This window comes from Pseudomonas machongensis (assembly GCF_034961125.1).
In the GTDB taxonomy this organism is placed as follows: Bacteria; Pseudomonadota; Gammaproteobacteria; order Pseudomonadales; family Pseudomonadaceae; genus Aquipseudomonas; species Aquipseudomonas machongensis.
Genome location: NZ_JAYFUI010000110.1, coordinates 1 through 13475, shown reverse-complemented (window position 1 = coordinate 13475; position 13475 = coordinate 1). Strand labels below are relative to the sequence as shown.

Annotated in this window: 12 protein-coding genes; 8 read left to right on the top strand and 4 right to left on the bottom strand. The window is 59.5% G+C overall.

Features of this window, described 5'->3' with window-relative positions:
• From VA602_RS12235 to VA602_RS12220, 4 genes are all read left to right on the top strand, one after another.
• On the top strand, positions 1-2417 hold a 2417-nt coding region (locus tag VA602_RS12235; RefSeq protein WP_323453322.1), incomplete at its 5' end, for an RHS repeat-associated core domain-containing protein.
• A complete protein-coding gene (locus tag VA602_RS12230) occupies positions 2418-2744 on the top strand; it encodes a barstar family protein (RefSeq protein WP_323453321.1) in 327 nt (108 codons plus the stop codon).
• A gap of 288 nt (positions 2745-3032) precedes the next feature.
• Complete coding sequence (locus VA602_RS12225) at positions 3033-3503, top strand: hypothetical protein (protein WP_323453320.1); 471 nt, start codon at positions 3033-3035, stop codon at positions 3501-3503.
• 313 nt (positions 3504-3816) lie between these two features.
• On the top strand, positions 3817-4629 hold the full coding sequence (locus tag VA602_RS12220) for a hypothetical protein (protein WP_323453319.1): 813 nt from the start codon (positions 3817-3819) through the stop codon (positions 4627-4629).
• Positions 4630-4687: 58 nt separating this feature from the next.
• Here VA602_RS12220 and VA602_RS12215 read toward each other — a convergent pair whose 3' ends face one another.
• On the bottom strand, positions 4688-6007 hold the full coding sequence (locus VA602_RS12215) for an OprD family porin (protein WP_063541571.1): 1320 nt from the start codon (positions 6005-6007) through the stop codon (positions 4688-4690).
• 482 nt (positions 6008-6489) lie between these two features.
• On the opposite strand from VA602_RS12215, the gene VA602_RS12210 reads away from it, so the two are divergent.
• Complete coding sequence (locus VA602_RS12210; RefSeq protein ID WP_323453318.1) at positions 6490-8592, top strand: TonB-dependent receptor; 2103 nt, start codon at positions 6490-6492, stop codon at positions 8590-8592.
• Between the two features lie 76 nt (positions 8593-8668).
• Positions 8669-9112: a hypothetical protein gene (locus tag VA602_RS12205; RefSeq protein WP_063541575.1), complete on the top strand. Its 444-nt coding sequence runs from the start codon at positions 8669-8671 to the stop codon at positions 9110-9112.
• Between the two features lie 69 nt (positions 9113-9181).
• Here the strand turns inward: VA602_RS12205 and secB are convergent, their stop codons facing one another.
• The 3 genes from secB to VA602_RS12190 are packed head-to-tail and all read right to left on the bottom strand — an operon-like array spanning position 9182 to position 10373.
• On the bottom strand, positions 9182-9664 hold the full coding sequence (gene secB, locus VA602_RS12200; protein WP_054891215.1) for a protein-export chaperone SecB: 483 nt from the start codon (positions 9662-9664) through the stop codon (positions 9182-9184).
• A gap of 39 nt (positions 9665-9703) precedes the next feature.
• Positions 9704-9958: a glutaredoxin 3 gene (gene grxC / locus VA602_RS12195; protein WP_054891214.1), complete on the bottom strand. Its 255-nt coding sequence runs from the start codon at positions 9956-9958 to the stop codon at positions 9704-9706.
• 1 nt (position 9959) lies between these two features.
• Positions 9960-10373 carry a rhodanese-like domain-containing protein gene (locus VA602_RS12190; RefSeq protein WP_054891213.1) on the bottom strand — a complete coding sequence of 138 codons (414 nt, stop codon included), beginning with the start codon at positions 10371-10373 and terminating at the stop codon, positions 9960-9962.
• A 206-nt stretch (positions 10374-10579) separates the two neighbouring features.
• On the opposite strand from VA602_RS12190, the gene gpmI reads away from it, so the two are divergent.
• Together gpmI and VA602_RS12180 are read left to right on the top strand one after the other, a co-directional pair.
• Positions 10580-12115, top strand: a complete 1536-nt coding sequence (gene gpmI, locus VA602_RS12185) for a 2,3-bisphosphoglycerate-independent phosphoglycerate mutase (protein WP_323453317.1) — start codon at positions 10580-10582, stop codon at positions 12113-12115.
• A 141-nt stretch (positions 12116-12256) separates the two neighbouring features.
• Positions 12257-13475 (top strand): murein hydrolase activator EnvC family protein (locus VA602_RS12180; protein WP_323453316.1); only part of this gene is annotated, 1219 nt, incomplete at its 3' end.

Genomic DNA, 13475 nt, shown 5'->3' with positions numbered 1-13475 from the left:
GGTTGCCGCACTGGGCGCTGCCCACTACACAAACCGACTGCAAAGGTCATAGCTGGTCGTTTCGTTACGACAAGCGTGGCAACTGTGTCGAAATCATCGACCCGCTTGGCGCGAGCACAGTCTACCAGCGGGATGTGCAGGGCCAGCCTGTTCGTATCACCAATGCCGCACAGCAGTCGACGACGTTACGCTGGGACGAATGGGGCAACCTCAGTGAAATCCTGGACTGCTCCATGCAATCTACGCGCTATGAGTACGATAACCTCGGCCATTGTGTGCGCCTCATTGATGCAGAAGGTCGCCGCCACGAGTACCACAACGATGCCAGGGGCAATCTTTTGGAGCGTCGCTTACCGGGAACGGGTACCGAGCGCTTTGTTCGCGATTGCGCCGGCGCGCTCGTCGGATATATCGATGCTGCAGGTGCCGAGGTAAAACTCACCCGTTCGCCACGTGGGCTGATCCTGAGTCGCACCAATCGACTGGGGCATACCCTGGACCTTACCTACGACGCCTATGGCCGGGTGAACACGCTGCGCAACGAAAATGGTGATTGCTATCGATTTTCCTGGGATGACGCCGACCGCCTGGTCGAGCAGGTCGATATTGACCAAAGCGGTAAACGGTACCGGTATGACAGCCTGGGAGATATCTGTGAGGTCGAATTCTTTCCAGACGGCAGTAACGCTGAAGAAGCCCCGATCCATCACCACCTGCAACGAGACGTTGCGGGAAGGCTGATCAGAAAAGTAACTCAGGACGGGATCAGCGAATACAGCTACGACGCCTTGGATCAGCTGTTATCCGTCAATTTCGAAGCGCCTGACGGACAACAACAGTGCTTGTCATTCCGTTACGACGCTCTGGGACGCATTGTCGAAGAGCGTAGCGACGACGGTGCGATCCGGCATACCTACGATGAATTGGATAACCCGCTCACTACACGGCTACCCGACGGTCGAAGCATCTCTCGAATGTTCTATGGCAACGGGCACCTGCACCAGTTGAATGTCGACAACATATTGATCTGTGATTTCGAGCGAGATCGACTCCACCGAGAAATCCATCGGAGCCAAGGACAGATCAGCACACTGACCGAGTACGGCACTGACGGTCGTGTTCGCAGCCAACAGCAGAAGACCCTGCACCAGCCTTGGCAGTTACCAGGCCAGCGGCAGATGGACTACAGCTACGACGTGGCCGGTCAATTGGTCAGAACAACCCTCACTGATAGTCGGCAAGCCGATCATCACGCTTACGATGCAATCGGGCAGGTACGATTTTCGCAACAAGCCCAGCACCCCGAAACCTTTGCCTATGATGCAGCCGCCAACCTGCTTGCACCGGGCACCCAGGGACCTGTACGGCACAATCGTCTGCAAATCCATGCAGACAAGCGCTACCGATACGACGGCTTTGGCCGGCTTGTGGAAAAGCGAAGTGGTCGGAGTTTGGTGCAGCACTTCAAATACGACAACGAGCAGCGCCTGATCGAAGTCGTCAATGTAAGAGGAGCAAAACAGACTGTAGTGAAGATGGCTTACGACCCCCTGGGTCGGCGCGTGAGCAAGATCGAACTCGATCCACAAGGACGAGTCCTCGGAGACACTCGGTTTCTTTGGGAAGGCATGCGGCTGCTTCAGGAAACACGCTTCCAGCTGAAAAGCGTATTCCTCTACACCCACGGCAGCTACGACCCTATTGCCAGGGTCGACGGCAGTGGAGGGAATCAGAGGGTTCTCTATTTTCACAATGATCTTTCAGGGATGCCTCGGCGCCTCACAGATATCGACGGACGGGTTGTCTGGAGTGCCGACTTCATGCATTGGGGCAACTGCAGGCTCGAAAACAGCGCAATCGACTTGCTGGAAGAGCAGAATCTGAGATTTCAGGGGCAGTATCTGGATCGCGAGACAGGCCTGCACTACAACACCCTGCGGTACTACGATCCCGATATAGGTCGCTTCACCCAGCCCGATCCGATTGGTTTGGCCGGGGGTACGAATCTTTATCTGTATGCGCCCAATACGCAATCCTGGATCGATCCGCTGGGTTTGCGCTGTACACTCAAGGCCAATAACCCTAAGCAAGCGCATGCCATGATCCAGGAAAAGTGGGGGTACCGGATGTCCTCCAGGGACATGAAGGAGTTACAGGCGACCATCGACAATATCAAGCTGCGTCGCCCTGCGCATCAACGCGATGGAATCGAGTTCGAAAACAACTTCAAATACGCACCGCAAAGCCAGCGCTTGAACACAGGTAGCGGTCCTTACGAAGAATGGCGCGTACGCACGCCAGGTGGCTCCGGGGCTGGCGCCCGCAGAATCGTGGTCGACAAGAAGACCGGACAAGCCTACTACACGCATGACCATTACGACTCGTACATTGAAATTGACATGGGAGGCTGGAAATAAATGTCAGCAATGATTGTCGAGCTGGACTTCAGCCAAATCACTAGTGCTCTCGACTTCCACGAGGCGGCAAGCAGGGTGTTTGGTTTTCCTGAGTTTTACGGGAACAACTTTCATGCCTTTGTCGACTGCTTGAGCAGCCTGCGCATACCGGAAGACGAGCTTACCCGCCAGCACCTCGGCGAAGCAGAACACCTAGAGCTTCGACTCATCAATTTCAACCATGCCAATGAAGAACTGCGTCATGATTTTCTTGAAGCGATTGGCAATGTAAATCGACGGTATATCAAGCTCGATGAAGCCCCCGCTCTTCATCTTGTTCCCTGCTGAAGGTACCTTTGAACTCTGTACACACCATCCGGAGCACACAACTCCGTGGAGTCGACTCAGGTGAAGCGACACAACCGCCCGTCTTGGAAACAAAACAGCCCTGGCAAGATGTCAGGGCTGCTGATTACGCCAACTCAGTATCAGAAGATGTCGGTCGGGTACTCGACGAACATGCGAGTTTCGTTGCCGTCGTCGTTGTAGCGGTCCTGCCGTACCGCGTTGTTTGCCCGAATTCCATGGGCATCCGATCTCGCAGGCAGACTACATGAGCTATCTGAAATCAAAAATATGAACATTATCCAAACGATTGTGCAGCAACACACACTGATGGCTCTGCGAATCCCTACCGGTTGGTCGATCTCGAAAAATGACTTCGTCGATATCGGCCCTGACATCCTGGAAACAATCGACGATGAGCATGTGCGCTTTCTGGTAACACAGAATTTTTTCGCCGATAACATATTCATGGCGGGCAGTGAGCGAACACTCGATAGTGGCGTCCCTATTTACGCCACTTTGGACATCTGGTGCAGAGCACCGGATGAAGAACGCATGATCGAGTATCAGGCTTCGATAAATGTATACAAAGGTAAGAAGAAAACGTCTATTTTCTCACTGACCTGCACCACTGAAAATCGTTATGAAGCACGAGAGATGATTGATCGCTGGGCCACCGCATTCACGTGGAAAGTCCTGTTTGAATTTGAAAGTGCAGGATTGCCGATCGAGCATTACTTTTCAGCCGAGCAACATCATTGAACAGGCCTGTTCATGTAATCATATACTGGCGAAATGTAAGTGACGGCGGTAAAACCCAGCTGCCTCTCAACCAACCCTACTACGTCATCACCTCCCCGATTGAAGGTCCTGATGGCTCACAGGCCGCCTGGAGTGTTGTACTTGAGGTCACTGAAAATCACCAATCACGTGGTAGCAGAATAGGAACTGGAACCGCGCGTGTCCTTTCCCCCCATGCCCCCAGCGACCTGTTATGCCCCGGATGTACGCTTGAAGTCTATGAGGGACGATGGGCCGTCGCGCGCCTTGAGTCTGACGCGGGGAATATGCCCCTATGAACACCCTCAAGGCAGCCAGGACCGACCTGCGCAATTCGAGTGTCATTCGCGAGGCGCTGGAAGATTACGAGGAAGGCGAAGCGATCGACCCGATGCTGAAGAAGGCCGGGCTGGCACCTGCAAGCCAGAAAATGTCCCACGACCAGGTGGTGCAGTGGCTGCTGAAGGAGCGTGACAAGGCTGACAAGGCAAATATCGTCGCCCAGTTCCTGCACGGCGTGGAAACGAACCAGGCACACTTGCGCGCCGGGCTTTCCTCACTCGCCAGCGCGACTCACTTCATGCAGCACCCATTCAGCGTCGACAACCGGCTCAATTGCCAGGTGTGCAGTGCCTTCGAGTATCTGGACATCGATTTCGTCCTGCTGAACCAGACACGCTACCTGTGCGGCAGCGTGCTGAGCGGCGATATCGCCGAGATGGCGTTCTTCCTGCAACAGGCCAACGCCATCGACAGCCCCAGCCCTGAGGCACTGCCGCTCACGACCCGCATCTTCGAGATGATCCGGGCGATGCCAGACAGCGCCAGGCCCAAGGATATGCTCAAGCAACTGCGCAAGCTCAAGGGCGTGAAGATGAGCGAAGAGGAAGCGCGCAGCTTTATCGATCTGCTGGGGCATTGCGCGATCCTGCAGACGCCCGAACACCCCGGGCTTTTACAGCGTTTCACCAACCAGGGCCTGGCGCCGAGCAGCTCGCGCTCGTCGGACTGGAGCTATCCGGTGGATTTCTGGACCGGGGCAAACGGCGTGGACGCCGACGCGATGGAATATTGGTTCGGCGACTATCCGCAACTGTTGGCGCGCTAGCCTTGAAACGAAACAGCCCCGGCAAATGCCGGGGCTGTTTCGTTACGCCAGATCAGTATCAGAAGATGCTGATCGGGTATTCGACGAACACGCGAACTTCGTTGCCGTCGTCGTTGTAGCCGTTTTGGCGCACAGCGTTGTTGGTACGCAAGAACGAACTACGCAGCTTGATCGAGAGGTCCTTCGCCGGGCCGTCCTGCACCACGTAGCGAACCTGGTTGAAGATCTCGCGCTCCTTACCCTCGCCGAAACCTTCCGGGTTCTTGAGGTTGCGGGTGTTGATGTTGTCACCCACCACGTAAGCCAGCTTGTAGGTCAGACCAGGGATGCCGAAGGCACCGAAGTCCAGGCCGTAGCCCAACTGCCAGGAGCGCTCGTCTTCGGCGTTGAAGTCGGACCAGTACGAGTTGGCCAGGTAGATGGTCGAACCACCGTCACCGACACCGCCTTCGTTCTGGTACCAGCCATAGTTATAGCCGGTGCTGCCGGTGCTGCGCTGGTGGGCCAGTGTGAAGGAGTGCGGGCCATAGGCGTAGGTAGCCGCCAGGCTCCAGATGGTGTTGCGGTCGCCATTCAAGCCAGCTTCACGCACATACTTGTTGTCGATGTCCGACTTGTAGCCGTTGAAGTCCAGGGTCAGGGACTGGTCGGCCGCGATCGGGAAGACGTAGTTCAGGCCCAGGTAGTGCTTCTTCATGACATCTTCGTTGTCCGCGGTGTACAGCGACGCGGTGAAGTTGTCGGTGAACTTGTAGCTGCCGCCGAGCACGTTGATCGACTTCAGGCCACCGCCATCACGGCGCTCGGCACTCTTGCGGGCTTCCTGGGTGAAGCGGCCTGCATTCAGCTCCAGGCCTTTGATCTCCTTGGAGGTGATCATGGTGCCAGTGAAGCTCTCTGGCAGCAGACGAGCGTCGTCGTACTGCAGGACCGGCAGAGCCGGCATCTGGTCACCGTACTTGAGCACAGTGTTGGAGATGCGGAACTTCACCGCTGCACCACCACGAGCCAGGTTGTGAGGGGCGTTGGTTTTCTCACCGTCGAAGGTGGGGTCGGAGCGTTTGAAGAAGTCGACACCGCCACCCTGATTACGACCCTTGCCACCATCCAGGCGCACGGCGTACAGGCCGAAGGCGTCGACACCGACACCCACGGTGCCTTGAGTGAAGCCGGACGAGAAGTTGGCGATCACACCCTGGCCCCACTGGGACTGGTCGTTGGTGTGGTGCTTCTTGTCACGGTTGATGAAGGCGTTGCGCAGGAGGACGTTGGCGTGGCTGTCCTCGATGAAGCCCTTGCTTTCGGCCTGGTCGTTGGCCTGGGCCTGAGTGGCGGCGATGAGTGCCAGCGCTACCAGGCTGATCCTTGTATTCAACATGTTGTTTTCCTTATTACCGAATCAGAACGCTCTGCTACCTAAAACGCCAGGAACCAACGCCCCTTCGTAGGTTCGACGCTTGTATCCAAACTGAAAACCCCGCTCCTTTTGCAGGTAGCGGGCTTCGTCCGGCGCTCGGCCAACTGATGGCCGGCAGGCGTAGAGGCCGAATCCTAGCCGCGTGTGCTTCGCAATGTCAAAAAAACGTGAAATGAAGGTTGATATAACCAAATTAAAGGCCAGAGCTGGTGCAAAACTGTGCTGAATCGCAGAGCAGACAGTTATTCCCTCTCTTTTCTGTACTTTCGTACAGGCAACTCACTTCTGGTTGGCTTGACAAAAACACCTCGATAAAAGCGAATAATTACCAGTTACAATTTGATACATTCGTAAATACGCGCCCTTACAAATAGCCAAGCAAGAGCAAATAGCAAGCATTACCATTCGCATCCTCTTCAACAGTCTCTGCTGGATGCCTGCCGATGCTTGTCCCCTGCCGCTTGTCTCCCTTGTCTCTGGGCCTGTCACTGATGTTCAGCGCGGGCCTTGCCAGCGCTGCCACCACTACCCTGCCTGAGCTCTCGGTCACTGCTGAAAGTGAACGCGAGCGCGATAATCCGCGGGTCAAGGACGTCAGCACCGCCACCCGGACCTCGACGCCTGTGCGCTACGTCCCGCAGGCGATCGACACGGTCAAGACCGCCAACGTGCTGGACTACGGCAACAACAGCCTGGGCAAGGCACTGGAAGGCATCCCCAACGTCAGCAGCAGCGCCGACACACGCTTCGACAGCCTGCGTATCCGCGGCTTCGACGCCAGCAACGACTTCTATCTGGACGGCGTGCGTGATGACAGCCAGTACGTACGCGACCTGCACAACATCGAGCGCATCGAGGTGCTCAAGGGCCCGGCAGCCGTGCTCTATGGCCGTGGCAGCCAGGGCGGCATCGTCAATCGGGTGAGCAAGGCGCCCGAGCATGGCCGGCGCTCGACCATCGAAGCCCAGGGCGGCAGCGAGGACCTGCGCAGCCTTTACGCCGATCTCAATGCCGACCTGAACGACGACATCAGCGTGCGCCTGAACATGGGCAACCAGGACAACAACAGTTTCCGCGATGGCGTCGATGGCAACCGCCAACTGTTCGCCCCGTCGCTGAGCTGGCAACTGAACCCCGACCTGAACTGGCTGGTGCAGTACGAATACAGCCGCTACAACCGCACCCCGGATCGCGGCATTCCTGGCGTCGGCGGTCGTCCGGCGGATGTCGGGCGCAGCACTACGTACGGCGACACGCAGCGCGATTTCATCGACGACAAGTCGCAGTCGCTACGCTCGCGCCTGAACTACCAGCTCAGCGACAACTGGCAAGTGCGCCATACCCTGAGCCTGTTCAAGCTCGACAGCGACTTCGACAACACCTACCTCACCGGCTACACCCCCAGCACCAACCTGGTGACCCGCCAGCGCTGGCAGCAGGACCTGAACACCCGCAACCTTTTCAACAACCTCGAGGCCGAGGGCGATGTCAGCACCTGGGGCCTGGAGCACAAGCTGCTGCTGGGACTGGAATTCGGCAATCAGCGCCGCGATCCGCGCCTGTACACCGCGCGGGCGGTGAGTGCCGGTGGCCAGGCGGTGCCGTCGCTGAACCTGAACAACCCCAACCGGCGCCTGCAACACAACGGTCCCATGGTGCCGTCGAGCTACAACCACACGGTGGTCGATAGCCGTGGCGTCTACCTGCAGGACCAGATCCGCCTCAACGACCAATGGCAGATCCTGGCGGGCGTGCGCTTCGACCAGTTCGAGGTGGAAACCACCAACAAGCTGCGCGGCATCTCGGAAAAACAGGACGACAACAGCACCAGCCCGCGCCTGGGCGTGGTCTATTCGCCATGGCAGGAACATTCGTTCTATGCCTCCTGGAGCAAGACCTATTCCCCGGTCGGCGGCGGCCTGATCGGTATCACCCCCGGCGCTGCCGGCAACACCAACGAAACGGCTCCGGAGAACACCCGGCAGAAGGAAATCGGGGTCAAGAGCGACTGGTTCGACGAGCGCCTGAGCACCACCCTCGCCATCTACGAGCTGGAGCTCTACAACCGTCGCACCACTGACCCGGACAACCCCGGCATCACCATCCTCACCGGCCTGCAACGCTCGCGTGGCGTGGAGCTGACCGCCCAGGGCAATGTGGTCGGCAACTGGTACGTACGCGGCGGCATCGGCCTGCAGGATGCCATCATCGCCAAGGACAACAGCGGCCTGGAGGGTAACCGGGTCAACAACGTGGCGCGGCGCAACGCCAGCCTGTTCGTGACCTGGAAGCCGGAGCTGGGCTGGTACGCCGAAACCGGCCTGGTACTGGTCGGCGAACGCTACGCCGACAACCAGAACACCACGGTGCTGCCAGGCTATGGGCACTGGGATGCACTGGCCGGCTACCGCACCCACGACTGGGACGTTCGCGCTGCGCTGAACAACATCACCGACAAGACCTACTACAGCTCGGCGACCAGCGCCGCGCAGATCCAGTTCGGCGATCCGCGCAGCCTGGTGGTGACAGGCACCTACAGCTTCTGACCGATGGGCCCTATCCAGAACCGCGGCAACTAGGCTTCAATACGCGTTTTTTCCGGACACACCCAAGGATTCACCCATGGCTTCCAACACCAAGCAACAGAAACGCGCCAAGCGCGCCGCCTCCAAGGCCAAGCAGAACCGCATGGTCCGCGGCGGCCAGGCGGTCAAGGCCAGCGCTGGCGACAGCGCCAGTGTCGAGCAGGTGTACAACAAGGCCATGGAGTCCGGGAGCTATGACGCCCTGTTCGACAAGATGAAGGAGGCCCAGGAAACCAGCCTGGTGTCGATGATCTCGGTGTTCCTGGTCGATCCATTGCTGGCGCTGGTACTCAAGGGGCACAAGGAAGAGCACGCCACCGACTACATCGTCCTGGTGTTCACCGCTTACCGCGCCTGGCTCGATGGCGCCGATGAAGCGGCGACCATGGCCTGGCTGGAGAGCGACGAGTTCCAGGAAGCCTACGTGGCAGCGTCGGAGGCAGTGGCCAAGCAGCAGCAACAACAGAAGCAGTTCGGCTGAAGCTCGGCTTGCGCCCACAAAAAAACCCTCGGGTCGATCCCGAGGGTTTTTTATGCCGCGCGATAACGATTACTGCAGGGAAGGCGCTTCGCCGGCTTCCTGCATGCGCTGCAGCTCCTGAGCGTACAGGGCATCGAAGTTCACCGGCGACAGCATCAGCGCCGGGAACGAGCCACGGGTCACCAGGCTGTCGAGGGTTTCACGCGCGTACGGGAACAGGATGTTCGGGCAGAACGCACCCAGGGTGTGGCTCATGGAAGCTGCGTCCAGACCCGAGATCAGGAAGATGCCCGCCTGCTGAACTTCAGCGATGAAGGCGACTTCTTCGCCGTTCTTGACGGTAACCGACAGGGTCAGCACGACCTCGTGGAAGTCACCTTCCAGGGCCTTCTGGCGGGTGTTCAGGTCCAGCGCGACGCTGGGTTCCCACTGCTGGCGGAAGATCTGCGGGCTTTTCGGGGCTTCGAACGACAGGTCACGCACGTAGATGCGCTGCAGGGAGAATTGTGGGCTGTTCTCTTCGGCGGCGCCGTTGTTCTGTTGGTCAGTCATGGCAGATCCTTTTCTGAAAATGGTTGAAAGAGGCGTGAATCAGGCCTCGAGCAGGGCGTCGAGCTTGCCCGAGCGCTCCAGCGCAAACAAGTCATCGCAACCGCCAACGTGGGTGCTGCCGATCCAGATCTGCGGCACCGAGGTACGCCCGGCCTTCTGCGCCATCTCGGCGCGCAGCTGGGGCTTGCCGTCGACACGGATTTCCTCGAACGCCACCTGCTTGCTCGCCAGCAGTTGCTTGGCGCGCATGCAGTAGGGGCAGTAGTCGCTGGAGTAGACGATGACGGGCTTCATATCACTTCACCAGGGGCAGGTTATCGGCTTTCCAGCTGGACACACCACCGCTGAGCTTGGCAGCGGTGAAGCCAGCCTTGAGCAGCTCGCGGCAGATGGTGCCGGACTGCTGGCCCATCGCATCGACGATGATCAGGGTCTTTTCTTTGTGTTTTTCCAGCTCGGCAATGCGGCCGATGACTTTGTCCTGCGGAATGTTCAGCGCCCCCACTATGTGGCCGGCGGAGTATTCCTTGCTTGGACGGATATCGATCACCACGCCCTTCTCGGCGTTGACCAGCGCGGTCAGTTGGCCGTTGCTCAGGCTCTGGCCGCCGCGGCGGATTTCATTGACCAGCAGCAGGATCAGCAGGACGAAGAAGATCGCAACCAGGATGAAGTGATCTGTCGCGAATTGAATCAGGTGAGCAACCATCAGGGGTGTTCCAGGCGATTGAAAATGCCGGCCAGTATACACAGCCACCCATGCCCGCCAAAGCCCGCCGGGCCGGCTCGGAAACAGCCTTCATCTGCAACCCGTCGGGACGCTGGTCGTACGAACCGACGAATATTCGCCGTCGCTGGCCGATTTGCCCTAAAATGCGTGTCTTTATCATCTTTGAACAACCGTGAGTTTGATTGATGACGAGCACGCCCAAGCCCCTGGTCCTGATCATCCTGGATGGTTTCGGTCACAGCGAAAGCCCCGAATACAACGCCATCTACGCCGCCAACACACCGGTCTATGACCGCCTGCGCGCCACCCAGCCGCATGGCCTGATCTCCGGTTCCGGCATGGATGTCGGCCTGCCGGACGGGCAGATGGGCAACTCCGAAGTCGGTCACATGAACCTCGGCGCCGGCCGTGTGGTGTACCAGGACTTCACCCGGGTCACCAAGGCCATCCGCGACGGCGAGTTCTTCGAAAACCCGGTACTCACCGGCGCCGTGGACAAGGCAGTTACAGCCGGCAAGGCCGTGCACCTGCTGGGCCTGCTCTCAGACGGCGGCGTGCACAGCCACCAGGACCACATCGTCGCCATGGCCGAACTGGCCGCCCAGCGTGGCGCCGAGAAAATCTACCTGCACGCCTTCCTCGACGGCCGCGACACCCCTCCGCGCAGCGCCCAGTCGTCCATCGAACTGCTCGACGCGACCTTCGCCAAGCTGGGCAAGGGCCGCATCGCCAGCCTGATCGGCCGCTATTACGCGATGGACCGTGACAACCGCTGGGACCGCGTCAGCGCAGCCTACAACCTCATCGTCGACAGCACCGCCGAGTACAGCGCAGACAGCGCTGTGGCTGGGCTGGAAGCAGCCTATGCACGCGATGAGAGCGACGAATTCGTCAAGGCCACGCGCATCGGCGAGGCGGTCAAGGTCGAAGACGGCGACGCGGTGATCTTCATGAACTTCCGCGCCGACCGCGCCCGCGAACTGTCGCGAGTGTTCGTCGAAGCCGATTTCAATGAATTCCCCCGTGCGCGCCTGCCGAAGCTCGCGGCCTACATCGGCCTGACCCAGTACTCGGCGAAGATCCCCGCCCCCGCGGCCTTTGCCCCAGCCAGCCTGAACAACGTGCTGGGCGAGTACCTGGCCAAGAACGGCAAGACCCAGCTGCGCATCGCCGAGACCGAAAAGTACGCCCACGTGACCTTCTTCTTCTCCGGCGGACGCGAAGAGCCGTTCGAAGGCGAAGAGCGCATCCTGATCCCATCGCCGAAGGTCGCCACCTACGACCTGCAGCCTGAGATGAGCGCGCCGGAAGTGACCGACCGTATCGTCGAGGCCATCGAGCAACAGCGTTATGACGTGATCGTGGTCAACTACGCCAACGGCGACATGGTCGGCCACACCGGCGTATTCGACGCGGCGGTCAAGGCCGTTGAGGCGCTGGACGGCTGTGTCGGGCGCATCGTCGAGGCGCTGGACAAGGTCGGTGGCGAAGTACTGATCACCGCCGACCACGGCAACGTCGAGCAGATGGAAGACGAGTCCACTGGCCAGGCGCACACCGCGCACACCACCGAGCCGGTACCGTTCATCTATGTCGGCAAGCGCAGCGTGAAGGTCCGTGACGGTGGCGTGCTGGCCGATGTGGCGCCGACCATGCTCAAGCTGCTGGGGCTGGAGAAGCCTGCCGAAATGACCGGAACATCGATCCTGATCGACGCTTGAGACTGCGCGTTGGGGCCGCGACGCAACGCACCCTGACGTGATTTCCGGACAAACGCCCCGCCGCACCCGCAGCGGGGCGTTTTTTTTGCACGCTCAGGCGGGCATACTAGGCCAGTCTCCATCCCTGGTACGCCCGATTCCATGCGCCGCGCCCTCATACTCCTAGCCCTGTCATGCCTGCTCAGTCCGGCGTTCGCCGACGAGCGCGCGCAGACCCAGCAACAACTGGACGCCACTCGCCAGGACATCGCCGAGCTCAAGAAAATGCTGGGCAAGCTCCAGGAAGAGAAAGCCGGCGTGCAGAAAGACCTCAAGTCCACCGAGACCGATATCGGCAATCTCGAAAAGCAGGTGGAGGGTCTTCAGCAAGAACTAAAAAAGACCGAGGGCGAGCTGGAGCGCCTTGACCACGAGAAAAAAAAACTCCAGAGCGCCCGCGTTGAACAGCAACGACTGATCGCGATCCAGGCCCGCTCCGCTTACCAGAACGGTCGCGAGGAATACCTCAAGCTGCTGCTCAACCAGCAGAATCCCGAGAAGTTCGCTCGCACCCTCACGTACTACGACTACCTGAGCAAGGCACGCCTGGAACAACTGCGCACCTTCAACGAAACCTTGCGCCAGCTGGCCAATGTCGAACTGGAAATTTCCGGCCAGCAGGAACAGCTGATGGCCCAGCGCGCCGACCTCGACAGCCGCCGCCAGGCACTGGAGGCCGAACGCAGCAAGCGCCAGCAGGTACTGGCCAAGCTCAACAGCGACGTCAAGGATCGCGACCAGAAGCTCCAGGCCCGCGAACAGGACCAGGCCGACCTCGCCAAGGTGCTCAAGACCATCGAGGAAACCCTTGCCCGCCAGGCCCGTGAAGCCGAAGAAGCGCGGCAGAAGGCGCTGCTGGCCAAGCAGGAAGAAGAGAAGCGGCGCAAGGAACAGGCGCTGGCCGACGCTCGCCGCGACGAGCCGCAAGAGCCGCCGAAAAAGGCCCGCACCGTGCTCGGCCCGCTGGTGTCCAGCGATGGCGCCAACTACGGTGGTGCATTTTCCGCCGCCCGTGGAAAACTTCCATGGCCAGTCAATGGTCGATTGCTGGCACGCTTCGGCGACACGCGAGGCGGTGATGCGCGTGCCAAGTGGGACGGTGTGATGATCAGCGCCAGCGCCGGCACTCAGGTGCGCGCCGTACATGGCGGGCGCGTGGTGTTCGCCGACTGGTTGCGCGGCGCTGGACTTCTGGTCATTCTCGACCATGGTAATGGCTACCTGAGCCTGTACGGCCATAACCAGAGCCTGCTCAAGAGCGCCGGCGACATCGTCAAGGCCGGGGAAGCCATTTCTACCGTCGGCGACAGCGGCGGCCAGG

Bases quoted from the DNA above. Each gene is read 5' to 3' on its own strand.
- VA602_RS12230 (WP_323453321.1), top strand. From the start codon at position 2,418: ATGTCAGCAATGATTGTCGAGCTGGACTTCAGCCAAATCACTAGTGCT.
- VA602_RS12225 (WP_323453320.1), top strand. From the start codon at position 3,033: ATGAACATTATCCAAACGATTGTGCAGCAACACACACTGATGGCTCTG.
- VA602_RS12220 (WP_323453319.1), top strand. From the start codon at position 3,817: ATGAACACCCTCAAGGCAGCCAGGACCGACCTGCGCAATTCGAGTGTC.
- VA602_RS12215 (WP_063541571.1), bottom strand. From the start codon at position 6,007: ATGTTGAATACAAGGATCAGCCTGGTAGCGCTGGCACTCATCGCCGCC.
- VA602_RS12210 (WP_323453318.1), top strand. From the start codon at position 6,490: ATGCTTGTCCCCTGCCGCTTGTCTCCCTTGTCTCTGGGCCTGTCACTG.
- VA602_RS12205 (WP_063541575.1), top strand. From the start codon at position 8,669: ATGGCTTCCAACACCAAGCAACAGAAACGCGCCAAGCGCGCCGCCTCC.
- secB (WP_054891215.1), bottom strand. From the start codon at position 9,664: ATGACTGACCAACAGAACAACGGCGCCGCCGAAGAGAACAGCCCACAA.
- grxC (WP_054891214.1), bottom strand. From the start codon at position 9,958: ATGAAGCCCGTCATCGTCTACTCCAGCGACTACTGCCCCTACTGCATG.
- VA602_RS12190 (WP_054891213.1), bottom strand. From the start codon at position 10,373: ATGGTTGCTCACCTGATTCAATTCGCGACAGATCACTTCATCCTGGTT.
- gpmI (WP_323453317.1), top strand. From the start codon at position 10,580: ATGACGAGCACGCCCAAGCCCCTGGTCCTGATCATCCTGGATGGTTTC.